This window comes from Micromonospora sp. SCSIO 07396 (genome assembly GCF_053667945.1).
The window spans coordinates 4,692,736-4,712,740 of sequence record NZ_CM132210.1; the positions used below are offsets into that span (position 1 = coordinate 4,692,736).

The 20,005-nt window shown below is 74.3% G+C and carries 20 protein-coding genes; 8 read left to right on the top strand and 12 right to left on the bottom strand.

The features are described from left to right. Positions 1 to 173 precede the first annotated feature (173 nt). From ACWCHM_RS20065 to rimP, 10 genes are all read right to left on the bottom strand, one after another. Positions 174 to 1,505: an MATE family efflux transporter gene (locus tag ACWCHM_RS20065; protein ID WP_204956934.1), complete on the bottom strand. Its 1,332-nt coding sequence runs from the start codon at positions 1,503 to 1,505 to the stop codon at positions 174 to 176. Between the two features lie 1,795 nt (positions 1,506 to 3,300). Beyond that, entirely contained in the window at positions 3,301 to 3,510 is a 210-nt protein-coding gene (locus ACWCHM_RS20070; RefSeq protein ID WP_204957318.1) for a DUF6186 family protein, read from the bottom strand. Then, positions 3,510 to 3,917: a hypothetical protein gene (locus tag ACWCHM_RS20075; protein WP_281899725.1), complete on the bottom strand. Its 408-nt coding sequence runs from the start codon at positions 3,915 to 3,917 to the stop codon at positions 3,510 to 3,512. The genes ACWCHM_RS20070 and ACWCHM_RS20075 overlap by 1 nt, the downstream gene beginning before the upstream one ends. A gap of 19 nt (positions 3,918 to 3,936) precedes the next feature. After that, entirely contained in the window at positions 3,937 to 5,037 is a 1,101-nt protein-coding gene (locus ACWCHM_RS20080; RefSeq protein WP_454219352.1) for a DHH family phosphoesterase, read from the bottom strand. Then, the gene (rbfA, locus tag ACWCHM_RS20085; protein WP_454219354.1) at positions 5,034 to 5,510 is read right to left on the bottom strand and encodes a 30S ribosome-binding factor RbfA; all 477 of its coding nucleotides are present in this window, start codon (positions 5,508 to 5,510) and stop codon (positions 5,034 to 5,036) included. Before rbfA ends, ACWCHM_RS20080 begins: the two co-directional genes overlap by 4 nt. Before the next feature lie 443 nt (positions 5,511 to 5,953). Continuing rightward, positions 5,954 to 6,247, bottom strand: coding sequence for a DUF503 domain-containing protein (locus tag ACWCHM_RS20090; protein WP_204956930.1), 294 nt, complete (start codon positions 6,245 to 6,247; stop codon positions 5,954 to 5,956). A 79-nt stretch (positions 6,248 to 6,326) separates the two neighbouring features. Further along, positions 6,327 to 9,329, bottom strand: coding sequence for a translation initiation factor IF-2 (gene infB / locus ACWCHM_RS20095; RefSeq protein WP_204956929.1), 3,003 nt, complete (start codon positions 9,327 to 9,329; stop codon positions 6,327 to 6,329). Positions 9,330 to 9,422: 93 nt separating this feature from the next. Further along, complete coding sequence (locus ACWCHM_RS20100; protein WP_204956928.1) at positions 9,423 to 9,755, bottom strand: YlxR family protein; 333 nt, start codon at positions 9,753 to 9,755, stop codon at positions 9,423 to 9,425. 16 nt (positions 9,756 to 9,771) lie between these two features. Continuing rightward, positions 9,772 to 10,815, bottom strand: coding sequence for a transcription termination factor NusA (nusA, locus tag ACWCHM_RS20105; RefSeq protein WP_204956927.1), 1,044 nt, complete (start codon positions 10,813 to 10,815; stop codon positions 9,772 to 9,774). Beyond that, on the bottom strand, positions 10,812 to 11,486 hold the full coding sequence (gene rimP, locus ACWCHM_RS20110; protein WP_454219355.1) for a ribosome maturation factor RimP: 675 nt from the start codon (positions 11,484 to 11,486) through the stop codon (positions 10,812 to 10,814). The genes nusA and rimP overlap by 4 nt, the downstream gene beginning before the upstream one ends. 172 nt (positions 11,487 to 11,658) lie before the next feature. Here rimP and ACWCHM_RS20115 point away from each other — a divergent pair, with 172 nt between their 5' ends. Genes ACWCHM_RS20115 through ACWCHM_RS20145 form a run of 7 tightly spaced genes read left to right on the top strand, consistent with a single transcriptional unit; the run spans position 11,659 to position 18,017 of the window. After that, positions 11,659 to 12,165, top strand: coding sequence for a hypothetical protein (locus ACWCHM_RS20115; RefSeq protein ID WP_454219356.1), 507 nt, complete (start codon positions 11,659 to 11,661; stop codon positions 12,163 to 12,165). Next, positions 12,162 to 12,611, top strand: a complete 450-nt coding sequence (locus tag ACWCHM_RS20120) for a ferritin-like domain-containing protein (protein ID WP_454219358.1) — start codon at positions 12,162 to 12,164, stop codon at positions 12,609 to 12,611. The genes ACWCHM_RS20115 and ACWCHM_RS20120 overlap by 4 nt, the downstream gene beginning before the upstream one ends. A 57-nt stretch (positions 12,612 to 12,668) precedes the next feature. Continuing rightward, positions 12,669 to 13,256, top strand: a complete 588-nt coding sequence (locus tag ACWCHM_RS20125; RefSeq protein WP_281899738.1) for a PadR family transcriptional regulator — start codon at positions 12,669 to 12,671, stop codon at positions 13,254 to 13,256. Then, a complete protein-coding gene (locus ACWCHM_RS20130; RefSeq protein WP_204956923.1) occupies positions 13,253 to 13,987 on the top strand; it encodes an ABC transporter ATP-binding protein in 735 nt (244 codons plus the stop codon). Before ACWCHM_RS20125 ends, ACWCHM_RS20130 begins: the two co-directional genes overlap by 4 nt. A gap of 44 nt (positions 13,988 to 14,031) precedes the next feature. Next, positions 14,032 to 16,752 (top strand): FtsX-like permease family protein, encoded by a 2,721-nt coding sequence (locus ACWCHM_RS20135; protein ID WP_454219359.1) that lies wholly within the window; start codon positions 14,032 to 14,034, stop codon positions 16,750 to 16,752. 57 nt (positions 16,753 to 16,809) lie between these two features. Further along, the gene (locus ACWCHM_RS20140) at positions 16,810 to 17,289 is read left to right on the top strand and encodes a nitroreductase family deazaflavin-dependent oxidoreductase (protein WP_204956921.1); all 480 of its coding nucleotides are present in this window, start codon (positions 16,810 to 16,812) and stop codon (positions 17,287 to 17,289) included. Continuing rightward, complete coding sequence (locus ACWCHM_RS20145) at positions 17,286 to 18,017, top strand: nucleotidyltransferase domain-containing protein (protein ID WP_281899743.1); 732 nt, start codon at positions 17,286 to 17,288, stop codon at positions 18,015 to 18,017. The genes ACWCHM_RS20140 and ACWCHM_RS20145 overlap by 4 nt, the downstream gene beginning before the upstream one ends. An 8-nt stretch (positions 18,018 to 18,025) precedes the next feature. On the opposite strand, the gene ACWCHM_RS20150 is transcribed toward ACWCHM_RS20145, so the two are convergent. Both ACWCHM_RS20150 and map read right to left on the bottom strand, forming a co-directional pair. Further along, a complete protein-coding gene (locus ACWCHM_RS20150) occupies positions 18,026 to 18,742 on the bottom strand; it encodes a VIT1/CCC1 transporter family protein (protein WP_204956920.1) in 717 nt (238 codons plus the stop codon). Beyond that, on the bottom strand, positions 18,739 to 19,596 hold the full coding sequence (gene map / locus ACWCHM_RS20155) for a type I methionyl aminopeptidase (RefSeq protein ID WP_454219361.1): 858 nt from the start codon (positions 19,594 to 19,596) through the stop codon (positions 18,739 to 18,741). The genes ACWCHM_RS20150 and map overlap by 4 nt, the downstream gene beginning before the upstream one ends. A gap of 86 nt (positions 19,597 to 19,682) precedes the next feature. Here map and ACWCHM_RS20160 point away from each other — a divergent pair, with 86 nt between their 5' ends. Beyond that, positions 19,683 to 19,997 carry an STAS domain-containing protein gene (locus ACWCHM_RS20160; RefSeq protein ID WP_204956918.1) on the top strand — a complete coding sequence of 105 codons (315 nt, stop codon included), beginning with the start codon at positions 19,683 to 19,685 and terminating at the stop codon, positions 19,995 to 19,997. The last annotated feature ends 8 nt before the right edge of the window (positions 19,998 to 20,005 follow it).

Here is a 20,005-nt window from a genome sequence, read left to right on the forward strand (position 1 = left end):
CGTGCCCGGGTCGGACTCCCCGAGTGGATGCGTCACCCGTCGTACCCTCGGCCGGCGGTTGCCGAGCTGGTCGGGGCCGGACCGCGCGCCGGCGGACCGCACCGGCCCCGACGGGCGACGTCCACGACGGGAGCTGGCCGGCCGGAGAACCGTCACCGGTCGCCGCGCGTCGGTCAGCGCACCGCGCCGACCACCGCCCACCTGCCGGACCGCAGTCGCAGCAGCACGCCGACGAGCCGGATCACCACGAGCAGGGTGAGGCCGGCCCAGATGCCGCCCAGACCGAGGTCGAACGCGTGGGAGAGCCAGATCGCCGGCAGGAAGCCGCCGACCGCCGCGACCACGGTCAGGTTGCGCAGGTAGCGGATGTCGCCGGCACCGATGAGCACACCGTCGAGGGCGAACACCACCCCGGCGAACGGTTGCATCGCCACGAACCAGGGCCACGCCACCATCGCCTGCCCGCGTACCTCGGGATCCGAGCTGAACAGGGACGGCACGACGCCGGCCCCGGCGGCGATCAGCACCGCGAAGGCCACCCCGCACACCCCGCCGAGCAGGGCGAACCGGCGGGCCAGGGCGCGCGCCCCGGCGGCGTCGCCGGCACCCAGTGTCGCGCCGATCAACGCCTGCGCGGCGATCGCCAACGCGTCGAGCAGCAACGCGGTGAAGAACCACAGCTGCAGCGCGATCTGGTGGGCCCCCACGGCGGCGGCGCCGAACCGGGCGGCGACGGCGGTGGCGGACAGGAAGCTGGCCTGGAAGGCGAGCCCCCGGATCAGCAGGTCCCGGCTGAGCACCAACTGCTGGCGGATCAGCGCCGGCCGGGGCCGCACGCCCACCCGCTCCCGCAGCAGCGCCCCGACGAAGAGGGCACCCGAGACGGTCTGGGCGATCGCGTTGGCCACCGCCGAGCCGGTCACCCCGAGCCCGGCGGGGTAGACCAGCAGGGGGCAGAGCAGTGCGGAGAGCAGGTTCGGCCCGAGCACGAACAGCAGCGGGCGGCGGGTGTCCTGGATGCCGCGCAGCCAGCCGTTGCCGGCGGCGGCCAGCAGCAGGCCGGGCGCGCCCAGGGCCGCGATCCGCAGCCACTGCCCGGCGGTGTCGGCCACCTCGCCACCACCACCGGCGAGGGTACGCGCCAGCGCGTCACCGCCGACCTGCATGCCGACGGCCACCAGCACGCCCACCCCGAACGCCAACCAGGACGCCTGGACGCCCTCGGCCAGCGCCGCAGCCCGGTCACCGGCACCGAACCGGCGGGCCGCCCGCCCCGTGATGCCGTACGCCAGCACGGTGCCGAGCCAGGCGGTGAGCGTCAACACCGTGCCGCCGACGGCGAGCGCGGCCAGCGGGACCCGGCCCAGGTGCCCCACGACGGCGGTGTCGACCAGCACGTAGAGCGGTTCGGCCGCGAGCACCACCAGGGCGGGCAGGGCGAGCGCGGCGATCCGGCGCGGCGAGGCGAGCGCGGTGGCGGTGGCGGTGGCGGTGGACTGGCTCATCGCCGCCGATCCTGGCATGCCTGCGGTAAGGAACGCAAGCGTCAGCATCACTTACCGAACGGCGTCGACGGAAACGACCCGGCGACGCACGCGACCGTAGGGGCCGGGCATCCGGGTGATGGAGTGGGTGAGGCGGAATGTCTGGGCCGGGCGGATTCAGCGGGGGGCGGGATTGCGGGGCATGGTTTGCCCGGCGTCCCCGGCTCGGCGTGCCCGGCCCGGCGTGCCCGGCCCGGCGTCCCTGGCCTGGCGTCCCTGGCCTGGCGTCCCTGGCCCGAACGGCGGGGTTCGACCGGCGTGGACCGAGCCGGCGCGGCTCACGTGGACCGAGCCGGGCGCGACTGACATGGGCCGAGCTGGCGGAGGCGGCGCGGCCCGGAGGCGACGGGGGGGTGCCCCGGCCGGTCGGCCCGACGGAGGCAACGGGGGGTGCCCTGGCCGGTCGGCCCGACGGACGCGACGGGGGTGCCCCGGCCGGCGCGGCCCGGCGGATGCGGGCCAACGGGCGGCCCGGCTCTGGCCAGGACCCGACCGGCCGGCCGATGGGACGGTTTCGGTCACCGCGGGGTGCACCGACCGATCGAGTGATCTCTGGATGTCGTCCCATCATTGCGGTCGGACGCGGCCTGAGCCGGGCGACCCTGGACACCGCATGGTGGAGCCGGTCGAACACGGTTCGGCCGGGTGGGTTGAACAGTCTGGCCCTGCTGGGGCACCGGTCGCGGCCAGAGTCGGGCCCTGGCCAGGGTGGAGCCGAGCGCAACCGGAGCCGGGCCGAGGGCCGGGAGGGGATGGAGCTGAGCGCAGCCGGTGTTGGACCGGCCCGTACCCGGCTGACGCCAGGGTCGGGACGATCCGGAGTCGGCGCTACGGCCGAGCCGGACCGCACCTGGGCCGGGGTGGAGCCGGGCCACGCCGGGACCCCGACCCGGGGCTGACCCGGGTGGGACGAACGGCACCGGGCCTAGCGGAACCGAGCACGACCACCGGGCCGGGCTGAGTCACGACTCAGCCGGGCGGCGGGTCACCGGCGGTGGGGCAGGGTCACTGACGGGTGTCCATCGAGGTCTGCAACGCGCGGCGCATCTGCTCGCGGGCCTCGTCGGTGGTCTCGGTCTTGGGCTTGGTCGCCATGGCGGTGTGTCCTTCCAGGGTGCGGACCACTGAACAGGTGGCCCGGACGGGCGGTCCTGCTGAGCGCCGGGAAGGCAGCCCGGGATCACCGGAGCGGCTCGCCTGGCAGCGTGAGCCCGGGTCGGTCAGACCCTGGAGGGAGGCGGCACCGGGTGTGGCACCACCGCCCGCGACCTGCGTCACGGCGTGACGTCGGCCTCTCCCAAGTTAACGTTTACTTTCCAAATAGTGCCCACTCTTCCCGTCATCTGGACGAGCCTGGCGAGCACCCCGGGAGCACCCCGACCCGACCGACGCGGCACGAACACCCGCACCGCGCAGGAACCGGACTCCGCCGGAGCCCCCGTGACCCGTCCGATCGAGCAGGACACGCCGACCACGGAACGGCACCGCCGAACCGGCCCGACCCCGACCGAAGACGAGCCTCAATCGGGTCGAACCCGCACGAGGTGTGCGACCGGGCAGCTCGAACCCGGCAGAACCGGGCCGGGCGGACGCACCGCACGAGGGAGGAAAGGCCGGCCCGGACCAACCACCTGACACCGGGCCGAACCCGCCGGCCAGACCCGAGCCCCAGCCGAACAGGTAGCACCGGGCCCGGACCCCTAGCCGCCGCTCCTGCCCGGCCCGCAGCGGCCGGGACCCGCCGGGAGGTAGGCGGTCAGCGGGCCAGGAAGTGCCAGCCCAGCCACCACCAGAACCCGAACACGCCGATCCGTCCGACCGGCACCGGCCCGACCTCGTACCGCATCACGTAGGCACAGATGTCGCCCAGGGAGGGGATCCGGGAACCCGCCCGGCGGGCCGCCCACTCGACGACCGCGAAAAGCACCAGCGAAGCGAGGAAGCCACTGATGGCGAGGGTCCGCATCATCGCCGTACCAGCCCCCAGAACGCGGCCAGCCAGGCGAACCAGGCCGCTGAACGGACCAGGTCGTCCTCCAGCAGCGGATCGGCCAGGCGGGAGAACGTGGGGAACTCGTCGCCGACCGCCATGACGAAGGTGGCCCCTTCGAGCACCCCGAACAGCGCCGCCGGGAGCAGCCACCAGACGGCGCCCCGGCCCAGCCGACGCGGTGCCGGCCGACGCTGCACCCGGTTGCCGAGCCCGAGCCAGATCAGCGCACCGCCGGTTCCCAGCGTCCAGATGTTGGCCTGCGCCGAGAACGACGGGAACTGCCCACCGACCAGGGAGAGGCAGGCCAGCACCGGCACGGTGACCACCGGCCTGTCCCAGGCGCGGGAGACGTCCACGGCGATCTCGTGCGGCTGCTCCATCGTCCGATTCTCCCCGGGGTCACTGCGTGCGGGAAGACCGACACCCGTCGGCATCGGCGGGGCCACCGGTCAGCGCACCGGCCAACTCGGCCCTGATCAGGGCGATGACCTGCTCGGCGTCGCCCGATCCGGTGAAACCGGCGGCGAAGCGGTGGCCTCCGCCACCCAACGCCACCGCCACCGCGCTGACATCGACGGCACCCTTGCTGCGCATCGACACCGCCCATTCGACCGGCCCGACCTGCTTGAGCACACAGGCGACGTCCGCTTCCGCGGTGCAGCGGACCGAGTCGATCAGCGACTCCAGCACGTACGGCTGCTGGTCGTGCCGGGCCAGGTCGTCGAGGGTGGCGTCGGTCCAGACCAGGCCGTGACCGGCGGCGGCCTCCGGTTCGAGCCGGGCGCGGCCCAGCACCTCACCGAAGAGCCGGACCGCCCCGAACGGCCGGGTGTCGAAGACCTGACGGGAGATGTCACCGGGGCGCAGGCCGGTGGCGAGCAGCCGGGCGGCGAGCCGGTGCACCTCGGGAGTGGTGGCCGCGAACCGGAACGAGCCGGTGTCGGTGGTCAGCGCGACGTAGAGACCCGTCGCGATCTCGGCGTCCAGCGGCACGTCGAGCCGGGAGAGCAACTGCTCGGCGACGACCGAGGTCGCCGCCGCCACCGGGTCGACCAGGCATACCGCACCGAAACCGGTGTTCGAGGCGTGGTGGTCGAGGACGATCGAGGTGCCGGCGGTGTCGAGCCGGTCGACCAGGTCACCGAGCCGCGACTCGCTCGCGGCGTCGAAGCAGACCACCAGGTCCGGGTCCGGGTACGCCTCCGCCGCCGGCACCAGCAGGTCGAGGCCCGGCAGCCAACGGAACGGCTCCGGCACCTCGGGCGGCCCCGGGAAGGTGGCCTGCAACCGGTGGACGCCGAGCCGGCGCAGCCCGAGCCCGAAGCCGAGCATGCTGCCCAGCGCGTCGCCGTCCGGGTTGACGTGACAGATCAGCAGCACCCGGGCGTCGGCCGACAGGCCACGTACCGCCGCGACGGCGGCAGCCCAGTCATCCTCGCCGGGGCCCGCGGACGGTGACCCGGTACGGAGCTCGTCGGCCGTGCCCGGGGCGGCCGTCACCGCCGGTCCGTCGCGGACGTGTCGGTGCTGACGTCGTCGTCCGCCTCGTCGTCCTCGTCGTCGACCCGGTACGGCTGGGCGTCGCCCGCGTACTTGGCCTGGGCGGCCAGCCGCTGCACCTCGGCGTCGGCGTGCCGGGCCTGGGCGAGCAGGTCGTCGATCTGCTTGACCTGGTCCTGCACGTCGTCGAGGACGAAGGCCAGCGAGGGCGAGTGACGCAGCCCGAGGGCCTTGCCGACGGTGCTACGCAGCATGCCCTTGGCACTCTCCAGCGCGGCGGCGGTGCTGGCCTGGGCCGCCGCGTCACCGAGGACGGTGTAGAAGACGGTGGCGTCGCGCAGGTCGGCGGTGATCCGGGCGTCGGTGATGGTGATCATCCCGAGCCGGGGGTCCTTGATCTGGCTCCGCACCACCGAGGCGACCAGTTCGCGAATCCGCTCGGCGTGCCGGCGAACCTTGGCCGGATCAGTCATGTCCCCCACCTCCAGGGCGTTCCTTCCGCGGCCGGAACGGCGACGCGGACGTCACCGGGACCAACCACCCAACACCTCGAACACTACCCGCGCGCCACCCCCACCCGCCCGCCCCCACCCCGCCCCACCCCACTCCCGCCCCACTCCCCACCCCGCCCAACCCGCCCCGCCCAACCCGCCCCGGTGATCAAGAGGTTTGCGTCAACTGATCAAGAGGTTTGCGTCAACCTGAAGATCAAAGCTGACGCAAAGCTCTTGATCACCGTCGAGGCTGACGCAAAGCTCTTGATCAACGAGGGCAGGCGAGTTCAACGAGGGCCCAGGGGTGAACGAGGAGCTGTGGGGTCAACGAAGACACTCGGGGTCCACGAGGGCAGGCGGGCACCAGCGGGGGCCGGTGGGGAGGGTGTACGGGATCAGCGGGGGGCAGGCGGCGAGGGTGGTCAGTCTTCGGGGGTGTGGAGGTGGCGGCGGACAGAGAGGAGGTCGACCTCGGGGCGGGCGGCGACCAGCCGTTCGCAGGAGTCGAGCACGTCGCGGACGTGGGTCGCCTCGGCGGCCACCACGGCCACCCCGATCTCGGCCCGACCGTGCAGGTCGAGCGCGCCCACCTCGGCGGCCGACACCTCGAACCGGCGCAGCGCCGCCACGATGGGCCGGACGTAGGAGCGCTTCGCCTTGAGCGAGCGGGAGTCACCCGGCAGGAGCAGGTCGAAGAGTGCGGTTCCGGTATACATCGCCACGGACGTTACGGAACCGGCCCGGACATGCTCAAGGGGTTTACGCCGGATGGCGTAAACCCCTTGAGCACTGTTGTCAGGCGCGCGGCTTTTCCCGCATCTCGAAGGTCTCGATGGTGTCGCCGACCTGGACGTTGTTGAAACCGCCCAGAGTCAGACCACACTCGAAGCCTTCGCGGACCTCCGTCGCGTCGTCCTTGAACCGCTTGAGCGAGCTGATCGTGAGGTTGTCCGCCACGACCGCCCCGTCCCGCAGCAGCCGCGCCTTGGCGTTGCGGCGGATGATGCCGGACCGGACGATGCAACCGGAGATGTTGCCGATCTTGGACGAGCGGAAGACGTCGCGGATCTCCGCGGTGCCCAGCTCGACCTCCTCGTACTCCGGCTTGAGCAGCCCCTTGAGCGCGGCGTCGATCTCCTCGATGGCCTGGTAGATGACGGTGTAGTACCGGATCTCCACGCCCTCGCGGTCGGCGATCTCGCGGACCTTGTTGGCGGCCCGCACGTTGAAGCCGATGATCGTGACCGCCTCGGACGAGGCGCTCGCGAGCATGACGTCGCTCTCGGTGATCGCACCCACGCCCCGGTGGATGATCCTGAGCTGGACCTCCTCGGGGATGTCGAGGTTGAACAGCGCGTCCTCGAGGGCCTCCACGGAACCGGAGACGTCGCCCTTGAGCACCAGGTTGAGCGAGGTCTTCTCGCCCTCCTTGAGCTGCTCCATGAGCGTTTCGAGGGTGGCCCGGCCACGGGAGTTGGCGAAGGACGCCGCCCGCCGTCGTGCCTGCCGCTGCTCGGCGATCTGCCGCACCGTGCGGTCGTCCTCGGCGGCCAGGAAGGTGTCACCCGCACCCGGCACCGCGGTCAGACCGAGCACCAGGACCGGACGGGCCGGACCGGCCTCGGCGACCTGGTTGCCGTTCTCGTCGAGCATGGCGCGGACCCGGCCGTGGGCCCCACCGGCGACGATCGAGTCGCCCGCCCGCAGGGTGCCCTTCTGCACCAGCACCGTCGCCACCGCACCACGACCCTTGTCCAGGTGCGCCTCGATGGCCACACCCTGCGCCGGCCCGTCGATCGGAGCGGTCAGCTCCAGCGACGCGTCGGCGGTCAGCAGGACCGCCTCCAGCAGCTCGTCGATGCCGATGCCCGGCTTGGCCGCCACGTTGACGAACATGGTGTCGCCGCCGTACTCCTCGGCGACCAGGCCGTACTCGGTCAGCTGCTGGCGGACCTTGTCGGGGTTCGCCTCCGGCTTGTCGACCTTGTTGACCGCGACCACGATCGGCACCTCGGCCGCCTTGGCGTGGTTGAGCGCCTCGATCGTCTGCGGCATGACGCCGTCGTCGGCCGCCACCACCAGCACCACGATGTCGGTGACCTGGGCACCACGGGCACGCATGGCGGTGAACGCCTCGTGACCCGGGGTGTCGATGAAGGTCACCGCGCGGTCCTCGCCCTCGTGCGGGACGTGGACCTGGTAGGCGCCGATGTGCTGGGTGATGCCACCCGCCTCGCCGGCCACCACGTTCGCCTTACGGATCGCGTCGAGCAGCTTGGTCTTACCGTGGTCGACGTGACCCATGACGGTCACCACCGGCGCACGGCTGACCAGGCGGTCCTCCGCGACCTCGGCGTCGAGGTCGATGTTGAACTGCGCGAGCAGCTCGCGGTCCTCGTCCTCCGGGCTGACGATCTGCACGTCGAAACCGAGGTGCTCACCGAGCAGCAGCAGGGTCTCGTCAGAGCAGGACTGGGTCGCGGTGACCATCTCGCCCAGGTTGAACATCTCCTGGACCAGCGAACCCGGGTTGGCGTTGATCTTGTCGGCGAAGTCCGACAGCGAGGCGCCACGGGAGAGCCTGACGACCTGACCCTGACCCCGGGGCGCGCCCGAGCTCATGGTCGGGGCCGACAGGTTGTCGAACTCCTGTCTGCGCTGCTTCTTGGACTTGCGGCCACGGGTCGGCCGGCCACCCGGACGCCCGAAGGCACCCGCGGCACCGCCGCCACGGCCACGACCGCCACCACCGGGACGACCACCGCCACCGGCCGGGGCACCCGGACGGAAACCACCGCCGGGAGCGCCACCGCCGCCACCGGGGCCACCACGGTAGCCACCGCCGCCGGCGCCACCGCCGCCACCGGGACCGCCACGGAAGCCACCGCCACCGCCGCCGCCACCGGGACGGAAGCCACCGCCACCGCCACCGGGACGACCGGCACCGCCGCCGGGGCCACCACGACCGCCACCGGGACCGCCGGGGCGACCGGTGGTGGGCCGCTGGCTCGGCATCGAGGCCGGGCTGGGCCGCGGGGGCATCGACGCCGGACTCGGCCGCGGGGGCATGCCGGCCGGGCTCGGCCGGGGACCGCCGCCGCCGGCCGCCGGGGGCCGCTGCTGCTGGCCACCCTGGATACCGAACGGGTTGTTACCGGCACCGCGCGCCGGCGGACGACCACCGGGACGGGCACCGGGGCCCGCCGGGGGACCACCGGGCCGGCCAGCGGCCGGGGTGCCCGGACGCGGCGGTACGGCGTTGGGGCCGGGACGCGGACCCGGACGCGGGCCACCCTCGGTGGGCGGCTCCCGCCGGACGTTGTCCCGCTGCTGCTGCCGGGCGGCCTGGGCGGCCTTGACCGCGGCCTCCTGCTCGGCCTTCAACGCGGCGGCGCGCGCCTCGGCGGCGGCCACCTCGATGTCGTGTGCGCTCGCCGGCTTGGCGACCGGGGTCACCGGCTGCGGCGGGCCGGGGACCGGGCCCTTGGGCTTCGGTCCAGGGGTCGGCGCGGCCGGCCGCCGGGGCGGCATCGGTCGGGCCGAGACCCGGGGGGCACCCGGGGTCGGGGGCGGCGTCGGGGTCGGTGCCGGGCTCGGGGCCGCCGCCGGAGCGGACGGTGCCGACGAACCACCGGCGGACGCGACGAATGCGCCACGCAGGCGTCGGGCGACGGGCGCCTCGACGGTGCTGGACGCGGACTTAACGAACTCGCCCATTTCCTTCAGCTTGGCGAGCACTGTCTTGCTTTCGACCCCGAGCTCCTTAGCAAGCTCGTGTACGCGGGCCTTACCTGCCACTGCACTCCTCACTCCGAGGTCGTGCGGGCAGCACCCGCAGCGACCTCACTCGTGCACTTGAAGCCTGGTCATTTCAGGGACTTCATCGTGTGCTCATGTCGGTCGTCCTACCTTGCTAGCGACCCTCGCCCGATCGGGTTGACCGGACGTAGTGGTTGACGCATCGACGTGCTCCGCGACGGCACCGTGATCGGGGACCCCGGTGAGTCGCAGCGCCCGCCCGAAGGCGCGACGCCGCACCGCCAGCGCGAAGCAGGCCGGATCCGGGTGCATGTTCGCTCCCCGACCCGGCAGACTGCGGCTCGGATCAGGCCGGAGACTGTGACCATCCTCGTCACCGACCGCGACGATCCGCAGCAGTTCGCTGGCCGGCGCACGTTTCCGGCAACCCACACAGGTGCGCTCCGGATGCGCGCGTCGTACCACTGGAAGAAGTCTACCCCTAGCCGCCCGAGATCGCTCCGCCCGGCTCCGGGACGTGCTCGCCGCCGCCCCGACCGCCGGTGCCCGGCTGCTCCGCGTCGGACCGGATGTCGATCCGCCAACCGGTCAACCGGGCGGCAAGTCGGGCATTCTGCCCCTCCCGGCCGATCGCCAGGGAGAGCTGGAAGTCCGGGACGGTCACCCGGGCCGTACGGGTGGCCAGGTCGACCACCTCGACCCGCAGCGCCTTGGCCGGCGAAAGCGCGTTGCCGACGAAGGTCGCCGGGTCGTCCGACCAGTCGATGATGTCGATCTTCTCGCCGTGCAGCTCGCTCATCACCGCGCGGACCCGCTGGCCCATCGGCCCGATGCAGGCGCCCTTGGCGTTCACGCCCTGCACGGTGGACCGGACGGCGATCTTGGTGCGGTGACCTGCCTCACGGGCGATCGCCCCGATCTCCACGGTGCCGTCGGCGATCTCCGGCACCTCCAGCGCGAAGAGCTTCTTCACCAGCGCCGGGTGCGAGCGGGACAGGGTGATCTGCGGCCCACGCATCCCCTTGGTCACGTGCACCACCACGCAGCGGATCCGCTCGCCGTGGGTGTACCGCTCGCCGGGCACCTGCTCGGACTGCGGCAGCACGCCCTCCAGCTTGCCCAGGTCGACGCTGACGATGCCCTTCTCGCTGCGCGCCTCATGCGCCTGCACCACGCCGGTGACCAGGTCGCCGTCGCGGCCGACGTACTCGCCGAAGTGCACCTCGTCGGTGGCCTCCCGCAGCCGCTGGAGGATCACCTGCTTGGCGGTCATCGCCGCGATCCGGCCGAAGTCGTGCGGGGTGTCGTCCCACTCCCGTACCACGCTGCCGTCGTCGTCCAGCTCCTGGGCGTAGACCAGGGCGGCGCCGTTCTTGCGGTCGATCTCCACCCGGGCGTACGACTCGGCGCCGTCGGTGTGCCGGTAGGCGGTCAGCAACGCGGTCTCGATCGCCGCGAGGATCGTGTCGAACGGGATCTCCCGCTCGCGCTCCAGTGCGCGCAGCGCCGCGAGGTCGATGTTCACCTCTCCTCGTCCTCCACATCATCGTCGTCATCTTCGTCGGTGTCGTCCCCGACCTCGTCGATCTCGTCCGCCTCGTCGATCTCGTCGAGGCGGTGGAACTCGACCTGCACCCGGCCGGGGCCCAGCTCGGCGTACCGGTGCTCCACCGGACCGGATTCGGTCTCCAGCACCACGCGCTCGTCGTCGGCCGCCACCACCCGACCGGTGACCTGCCGGTCCACGGCGGGCTCCCCGGCCCGGACGGTCACCTTGACCAGTCGGCCGGCGTTGCGCCGCCAGTGCCGGGGCAGGGTCAGCGGGCGGTCCACCCCGGGGGAGCTGACCTCCAACTGGTACTCCCCCGCCACGATGTCCCCGCCGGACTCCTCGGCCGCGTCCAGCGCCGCCGAGACCGCCCGGGAGACGACCGCGACCGCGTCCAGGTTGATCCCGCCGTCGGCGTCCACGATCACCCGGACCACGTGCCGGCGGCCGGCCCGGGAGACCGAGACGTCCTCCAGGTCGTAGCCCGCCCCGGCGACCACCGGCTCGATCACCGCGCGCAACCGGTCACGACGGGCGGCCAGGTCACCCCGGGATGCGCCGGCACGGTCGCCGCCCCGGGGACCGTCGGTGCGGCGGGAGCGTCCCGCCGGCGCCGTCGGCCTGATGGCACGGCCACGCTGCGTCATCTGGGCACCCTTCTCCTGGTCGGCGGCGGTCGTCGGACCGGCACGCCGGGACGCCACCGGGGCGGCAGCGCCGGTGGCTGCGCAGAGCGTAACGCGCCGTCGGTACGGCGGCCCCGGCGGCGCACCGACGGCGGTCGCCCGGCGGACGGCGGGGATGGTGTTGACTTGTCCGGTGGCCACGGGCAGAACAACGACGCACCACGACGGAACGGGGCAGTCCCGGCGTACCGTGCTGCGGGCCGGCGCGCTCCTGGCGGCCGGCGTCGCCGCCGTACCGCTGACCGGTTGCGGTCTTCTCGACCGCGACGACCCGCCCCCGCCGCCCGACCCGCTGGAACCCCTCGCGGCGGAGGCCCGGTCGCTGGCCGACCGGCACCGGGCCGCGATCGCCGCCGACGCGGGGCTCGCCGCCCGGCTCACCCCGATCGCCGACGCGCACGCCGCGCACGCCGACGAGCTGCGTCGGGTGATCGGCCGCCCCGAACCCTCCGCCGCGGCGTCGCCGGACCCGTCGGCCGCCGGGGGTGACCGGGCCGCCGTGCTGGCCGCGCTGCGCTCGGCCGAGCAGCAGGGCCGGGACAACGCGGCGAAGGCGTGCGCCGACGCGCCGGGCGACCGGGCCGCGCTGCTCGGCGCGATCGCCGCCGCCCGCGCCACCCACCTGGAGGCGCTGAAGTGAGCCGCTCCACCGCCCCCGCCACGCCTGGCGACGCGCTCGCCGGGGCGTTGACCGCCGAGTACGCCGCGATCTACGCCTACGGCCCGATCGGGGTGCACCTCACCGACGCCGACCGGCGAGCGGCCCGCGCCGCCGAGGCGGCCCACCGGTCCCGGCGTGACGCGCTGGTGCTCCAGCTCAGCTCCGCCGGGGGGACGGTCCCGGCCGACCAGGCCGGCTACGCCCTGCCGTTCCCGGTCACCGACCGGGCCGCCGCGCTGCGGCTGGCCGTGCAGGTGGAGGAGCGCACCGCGGCGTTCTGGCGGGCGGCGCTGCCGGTCACCACCGGCGCGGACCGCACCCGGGCGCTCAACGCGCTGACCGACTGCGCGGTACGGGCCACCCGGTGGCGGCGCAGCGCGGGCCTGACCCCACTGACCGTCCCGTTCCCCGGCAGCCCCACCTGACCCACCGGCCGTACCCTGCGGTTGCGGTCCGCATACGGGGTATGCATACTCCGTCGCATGTCCATCCGTCACGGCCTGCTCGCCCTGCTGGAGCGCGGCCAGATGTACGGCTACCAGCTCCGGGCCGCGTTCGAGGAGTCGACCGGCTCGACCTGGCCGCTGAACATCGGTCAGGTCTACACCACCCTCAACCGGCTGGAGCGGGACGGCCTGGTCCGTTCGCTGCCCGAGCACGAGGGCGGGCAGCGGCCGTACGCCATCACCGATGCCGGACGGGCGGACCTGGCGCTGTGGTTCGTCACCCCGATCAGCCGCAACGACCGCCCCCGCGACGAACTGTCCATCAAGCTGGCCCTGGCGCTGACCACCCCCGGGGTGGACGTGCGGGCGGTGGTGCAGACCCAGCGTGGCGCGACCATGCGCACGTTGCAGGAGCTGACCCGGCTCAAGTACACCAGCGACCGGCCGGAGGACCTGCCCTGGCGGCTGGTGCTGGACGCGATGATGTTCCAGGCCGAGGCGGAGATCCGCTGGCTCGACCACTGCGAGACCAGCCTGGTCCGGCACCGGCCGGCGGCCCCGACCGCACGCAGCGGGTCACCGCCGGAGGTGGTGGAGCGGGCCGGCGAGGAGGCACACCGGTGACCGGCCCCGGCGGCGCGGTGCTCGAACTGCGCGACGTCCACCGCACCCACGGGGGTGGGGAGGCCGCCGTGCACGCGCTGCGCGGGGTGAGCCTCGCCGTACGACCCGGCGAGCTGGTGGCCGTGATGGGTCCCTCCGGCTCGGGCAAGTCGACACTGCTCACCCTGGCCGGTGGGCTGGACCGGCCGACCGCCGGGGAGGTGCTGGTCGAGGGGGAGACGCTCGGCACGCTCGACGGGCGGCGGCTGGCCCGGCTGCGCCGTCGCCGGATCGGCTACGTCTTCCAGGATCTGAACCTGCTCGGCAGCCTCACCGCCGCCGAGAACGTGGCCCTACCGCTGGAACTCGACGGGGTCGGCGTACGGCCGGCCCGGCGGGCGGCCCTGGCGGCGCTGGAGGAGGTCGGCCTGGACGGGCTCGGCGGACGCTTCCCCGACCAGATGTCCGGAGGGCAACAGCAGCGGGTGGCGATCGCGCGGGCGCTGGTCGGCGAGCGGCGGCTGGTGCTGGCCGACGAGCCGACCGGGGCGCTGGACTCGCAGACCGGGGAGGCGGTGTTGCACCTGCTGCGCCGCCGGGTCGACGCGGGCGCGGCCGGGGTGCTGGTCACCCACGAGGCCCGGCACGCGGGCTGGGCCGACCGGGTGGTGTTCCTCCGCGACGGTGTCATGGTCGACTCCACCGCGCCGCTGGCCGGGGTCGAGCACCTGCTCTCCGGAATCGGCCGGTGACCGCCCCGCCCCAAACGGCGGCGCGGCCCGACGTGAGGGACCGGGTGGGACCGCCCGGTCGGCTCGCCGGGACGGTCGGGTCGTGGCGGGCGGCGCTGCGGATCGCCCGGCGGGAGGCGTGGCGGGCGCGGGGGCGTACCGCGCTGGTGCTGACGATGATCGCGCTGCCGGTGGTGGTGCTGAGCTTCGTCGCGGTCACCTACGACATGGCCGACCTCACCCGGGAGGAGAGCTTCGTCCAGCGGGCCGGCACCGCCGACGTCGAGCTGAACTGGGTGGCGGAGAACCCGATCCACCAGGACTCCTGGGGGGACACGAACTGGGCCCGCACGGGTGATCAGGTGACCCGGGAGCGGCCGGTGGGCCGGGCGGAGATCGAGGCGCTGCTGCCGGCCGGCAGCCGGGCCAGCCGGGTGAGCTGGTGGGTGCCGTTCGAGGTGAGGATCGGCGACCGGACCAGGACCCTCGACGGGCGGGCGCTGGACCTGACGGATCCGGTGGCCCGCTCGACGGTGCGGCTGCGGTCCGGGCGGGTCCCCACCGCGCCCGACGAGGTCGCGGTGAGCGCCCAGGCCGCCGTCCGGATGGGTGTCCGGGTGGGCGGGTCGGTCGACGCGGCCGACGGCACCCGCCGGTGGCGGGTGGTCGGCGTGGTCGAGTTCCCCGACCAGCTCGGGGAGATCGTCGCCCTACCCCCGGCCGGGCTGTCCCGGGACGAACGGAGCTACGACGAGAGCTGGCTGGTCGACCTTCCCGGCCCGGTGGACGCCGCGCTGGTGGACCGGCTCAACGCGCACGGCGTGCTGGTCAGCGCCCGGAACCCGGTGCCGGGTGCCCAATCCCCCGACGGGTCGACGCTCGACCTGCCCGACCCGGTGCTGGCGAGCAACGCGGTGCTGGTCGGCGGCCTCGGTCTGCTGGAGGTCGTCCTGCTGGTCGGCCCGGCCTTCGCGGTCGGGGTCCGGCGACGGCGGCGGGACCTGGCGCTGGTCGCGGTGGCCGGCGGCGACCCGGTGCACCTGCGACGGATCGTGCTCGCCGACGGGGTGGTCCTCGGTGGGCTCGGGGCCGCGTGCGGGCTGCTGCTCGGGGTCACCGCCGCGCTCGCCGGCCGGTCGCTGGTCGAGGAGCACCTGCTGGGGACGCGCAGCGGGGGATACCGGGTCTTCCCGGCGGCGCTCGCCGCGATCGCGGCGGTCGCGGTGCTGGCCGGGGTGCTGGCCGCGCTCGCACCGGCGCTGGCCGCCGCCCGGCAGGACGTGGTGGCCGGGTTGGCCGGTCGCCGGACCGCGCCACCGCACCGCCGCCGGTGGCTGCTCATCGGGGTGGCGCTGACCGTGCTGGGCAGCGGGGCCGCCGCCCTGGGTGCCACCGGGGGCGACACCCCGGTGATCCTCGCCGGGCTGGTCCTGGGTGAGCTGGGCCTGGTCTTCTGCACGCCCACCCTGATCGGGCTGCTGGCCCGGCTCGGTCGGCTGCTGCCGCCAGCGCCCCGGATCGCGCTGCGCGACGCCAGCCGCAACCGCTCGTCGGCCGCCCCGGCCATCTCCGCGGTGATGGCCGCCGTCGCCGGCAGCGTCGCGCTGGGCGTCTACGTGGCCAGCGACGATGCCCGCAACCAGGCCGAGTGGCAGCCGGGGTTGCCGCCGGGGCGGGTGCTGCTGCTGCGCGGCGACCGGGACTCCACCGCCCCGCTGCCCCCGCTTCCGCTGATCACCGAGCGGGTCCGGGCCGAGCTGGGCACCGACGCCGTGCTGCCGGTGGCGGTGCCCGGCTGCACCCAGGTGCGACGCCCGAGCGCCTACTGCACGGTCGCGCCGGTGCTGCCCGCCGGCCGGGCCTGCCCGTACGACGCGGAGTCGTACCGGACGGCCGAGGTCCGCCGCGAGGCGCTGGCCGACCCGCGCTGCGTCCCGCCGGTCCGCATCGTCAGCGGTTTCTACCTGCCCGCGATGGTCGACGACGGCGCCGCCCTCGGGGTGCTCAGCGGTGCCCCGGCGGCCGAGGTGGCGGCGGCGACCGCCGTGCTGCGGGCCGGCGGCGTGGTGGTGACCGACCCCCGCTACCTGGTCGACGGCCGGGTGACGCTCCGGGTCGACCGGTCGGTCGACGAATCCCGCCCGACGGTGGCTACCACCGTCACCCTCCCCGGTCACCTGCTGCGCGACGGGCTGCCGGTGGACCGGCTGGTGCTCTCCCCCGCCGCCGCCACCCGGGCCGGCCTGCGCACGGAGCCGCTCGGTTTCGCCGTCGACACCCGGTCCGCGCCGACCACCGCGCAACTCGACCGGGTGGTCACCGCGCTACGGCCGTTGCTGCCGGTGACGGCGCAGATCGAGCGGGGTCCGCCCCGCTCGGAGCAGCGGCCGGTGCTGCTCCTGCTGGCGGCCGCCGCCGGGGTGATCACCCTGGGTGCGGCCGGGGTGGCCACCGGGCTCGCCGCGGCGGAGGGCCGTCGGGATCTCGCCACGCTCGCGGCGGTGGGGGCCAGTCCCCGGGTACGTCGGGTGCTCTCGCTCTGCCAGGCGGGGGTGATCGCCGTGGTGGGCTCGGTGCTCGGCATCGCGGCCGGACTCGGCTCCGCGCTGATCATCCTCACCTCGACGAACCGCCAGTACGCGCAGACCTGGCCGGTCCAGACGCCGTACCCGGTGGTGGTGCCCTGGCAGACCCTCGGCGTGCTGGTGGTGGTGCCGCTGGTGGCGATGCTCGGCGCCGGGCTGTTCACCAGGTCCCGGCTGGCTGTCGAACGCCGGCTGGACTGAGCGGCCCGCGGGGAACCGGTGGGTGCGCGCACCGCGTCGACCAGGCAGACTGGCCGGATGCCCGTACTCGGAACCCTCACCCGGCGGCTCGGTCACCACGAGTGGTTCGGTGCCACCATGCGCCTGCTGGTCCCCGCCGACCGGCTGGTCGGGCGGCTGACCCGGGGCCGGGTGGTCGCGCTCGGGTTGGTCCCCTCGCTGATCATCACGACCACCGGCCACCGCTCCGGCCTGCCGCGCAGCAACCCCCTGCTGTACGTGCCGGACGGCGACGGGTTCGTGGTGATCGGCTCCAACTGGGGCCAGCCACGCCAGCCCGGCTGGGTGCTGAACCTGCTCGCCCGGCCGCAGGCGGAGGTCGCCGTCAAGGGTCGCCGGCTCGCCGTCCGCGCCGACCTGGCCGCCGGGGCCGAGCGGGACCGGCTCTGGCAGTTGCTGGTCACCGAGTGGCCGGCGTACCGGACGTACGTGCAGCGGGCCGGCGGCCGGGAGATCCACATCTTCCGGTTGGCCCCGACCGGTCCCGACCTGTCGTGACCGTGCCGGAGCCGGCGGCCGGGGTGGACCCGGACGATCCACGCTGGCGGGTCGCCGGTCGGACTGCCGACGCGGCGCGGCGACGCTTCCCGGCGGACATCCTGGCGGTGGCCGTGCACGGCCCGCTGGCGCACGGCGACGACGACGGTGGCGGGGACGCCGAGGTCGGCCTGCTGCTGGTCACCTACCGGGCGGGCGGCGGGCCGGCCCCGTCGACCCGGCGGGTGGACGGGGTGCTGGTCGCGCTGACCGTGGTCGACGCCGAGAGCTACCTGCGGCAGGCCCGGACGCTGACCCCGGCCTGGCCGCTGACCGCCGACCGGTACGTCACCACCGTCGCGCTCCACGATCCGACCGGCTGGCTGCGTACCCTGCGCGACGAGCACCTGGGCCGGCTGGCCCGGGCCCGGCCGGCCGAGTTCAGTGCCGCCGCGCGGGCGGCCTGGTACCGGGGTTGGGCGGCGCACGCCCGCGCGGCCCGGCTCGCCGAGTGGTACGAGACCGACCAGGCGCTGGTGATGCTGGGCGAGGCGCGGCTGGCGGCGGCCACGGTCAGCGGCCTGCTCAGCCGCACCTACTTCCGTGACCCGGGCGACGCGGTGCGGCGTACCGGGTTGGCCGGCGCGGACATGACCGAGGTGGGCCGGGTGCTGACCGGGCAGGCCGAGGAGCTGGCCGCCCGGGGCCGCCCGGTCGACGGCACGGTGGACGACCTGCTCGCCGGCTGAGCCCGAGGTCAGCCGAGCCCGCCCTGCACCCCGATGAGCATCCCGATCAGGTAGGTCGCGCCGGCCGCCGCCGCACCGAGCAGCAGTTGCCGCAGCCCGCCGGCCCACCACGGGCGACCGGTGAACCGGGCCACGACCGCGCCGGCCGCGAAGAGCCCCACCCCACCGACGGCGAGCGCCAGGGCCAGGCTGGTGGAGCCGAGCAGGTAGCTCAGCAGGGGGATCAGCGCGCCGACGGAGAAGCAGAGGAACGACGAGATCGCCGCCGCCCAGGGGCTGGGTTGCTCGTCGGGGTCGACGCCCAACTCCTCCCGGACGTGCACCCGCAGCGCCTCCTCCGGGTTGCGGCGTACCGCCTCGGCGACCTGGTTGGCCAGGTCGCGGGGCAGGCCCCGGGCCACCCAGGCGTCGGACAGCTCGCGGGCCTCGGCCTCCGGGTGGCGTTCCAGCTCGCGGCGTTCCTTGGCCACCTCGGCGGCGACCTGCTCGTTGGCCGACCGGACGCTGGTGTACTCGCCCAGCCCCATCGAGATGGCGCCGGCGACCAGGCCGGCGGTGCCGGTCAGCACGATGCTGTGCGCCGACACCCCACCGCCGCCGACCCCGGCGATCAGGGCGATGTTGGTGACCAGGCCGTCCATCGCGCCGAACACGGCGGGCCGCAGCCAGCCGCCTGACACGTCCGCGTGGTGCGCCTCGCGCAGCGCGGCCGGGGTGTCGGTCACGGCAGGGTGAGGATCTCGAAGCCGTCGTCGGTGACGACGAGGGTGTGCTCGAACTGGGCCGTCCACTTCCGGTCCTTGGTGACGACCGTCCAGCCGTCGTCCCACATGTCGTACTGGTAGGTGCCGAGGGTGATCATCGGCTCGACGGTGAAGGTCATGCCCGGTTCCATGACGTCGGTGGGCCGGGGGCTGTCGTAGTGCGGCACGTACAGGCCGCTGTGGAAGGCCTCGCCGATGCCGTGGCCGGTGAAGTCGCGGACCACCCCGTAGCCGAACCGCTTGGCGTACGACTCGATGACCCGCCCGATCACGTTGATCTGCCGGCCGGGGCGCACCGCCCGGATGCCGCGCATCATCGCCTCGTGGGTGCGCTCGACCAGCAGCCGGGCCTCCTCGCTCACCTCACCCACGCAGAAGGTGGCGTCGGTGTCGCCGTGCACCCCGTCGAGGTAGGCGGTGACGTCGACGTTGACGATGTCACCGTCGGCGAGCACCGTCGAGTCGGGGATGCCGTGGCAGATGACCTCGTTGATGCTGGTGCAGCAGGACTTGGGGAAGCCCCGGTAGCCCAGCGTCGACGGGTAGGCGCCGTGCTCGACGAGGAACTCGTGCACCACCTGGTCGATCTCGTCGGTGGTGACCCCGGGCTTGCAGTGCTCCCCCGCGAGCTGGGTGGCCTGCGCCGCCAACCGGCCGGCGACCCGCATCTTCTCGATGGTCTGCGGGGTCTGCACGTGCGAGCCGCGCCACTGCTGGGGTTGCTTGCGGCCCACGTACTCCGGGCGGGCGATGTGGTCGGGGACCGCTCGCCACGGGGAGAGCGTGCCGGGGGTGAGCGGGGCACGGACGGTCATGACGACAGCCTATCTCCGTAGGGCGGAGGGCCTCCCGCACGGCCCGGCGGTTGTTGCCGCCCACCGGGCTGTGCAATGGTGGCGGGGTGGATCCAGGGGGCGCACCGCCGGTGTTCTCCGCGCGCGCGGAGGTCACCGGGGACCACGTCCGCGTCACGGTGACCGGCGAGGTCGACATGGCCACCGCCGACACCATGGTCCAGACCACCCTCCGTGAGCCGGCCCGGCAGGTCACCCTGGATCTGCGCGCGGTCACCTTCTTCGACTCCGCCGCCATCCACGCGGTGGTCCAGCTCGCCCGGCGTTTCCCGAAGACACTTACCGTGTTCCCGTCCCGGCAGGTCAGCCGGGTGCTGGAGATCTCCGGCCTCGGCGACCAGGAGTGGCTGCGCCCACTCTGACCCGGGCT

What these genes read in the sequence shown, in the direction of transcription:
- ACWCHM_RS20065 (WP_204956934.1), bottom strand. Translation starts at nt 1,505, where the DNA reads ATGAGCCAGTCCACCGCCACCGCCACCGCCACCGCGCTCGCCTCGCCG.
- ACWCHM_RS20070 (WP_204957318.1), bottom strand. Translation starts at nt 3,510, where the DNA reads ATGCGGACCCTCGCCATCAGTGGCTTCCTCGCTTCGCTGGTGCTTTTC.
- ACWCHM_RS20075 (WP_281899725.1), bottom strand. Translation starts at nt 3,917, where the DNA reads ATGGAGCAGCCGCACGAGATCGCCGTGGACGTCTCCCGCGCCTGGGAC.
- rbfA (WP_454219354.1), bottom strand. Translation starts at nt 5,510, where the DNA reads ATGACTGATCCGGCCAAGGTTCGCCGGCACGCCGAGCGGATTCGCGAA.
- ACWCHM_RS20090 (WP_204956930.1), bottom strand. Translation starts at nt 6,247, where the DNA reads ATGTATACCGGAACCGCACTCTTCGACCTGCTCCTGCCGGGTGACTCC.
- rimP (WP_454219355.1), bottom strand. Translation starts at nt 11,486, where the DNA reads ATGACGCAGCGTGGCCGTGCCATCAGGCCGACGGCGCCGGCGGGACGC.
- ACWCHM_RS20125 (WP_281899738.1), top strand. Translation starts at nt 12,669, where the DNA reads ATGTCCATCCGTCACGGCCTGCTCGCCCTGCTGGAGCGCGGCCAGATG.
- ACWCHM_RS20140 (WP_204956921.1), top strand. Translation starts at nt 16,810, where the DNA reads ATGCCCGTACTCGGAACCCTCACCCGGCGGCTCGGTCACCACGAGTGG.
- map (WP_454219361.1), bottom strand. Translation starts at nt 19,596, where the DNA reads ATGACCGTCCGTGCCCCGCTCACCCCCGGCACGCTCTCCCCGTGGCGA.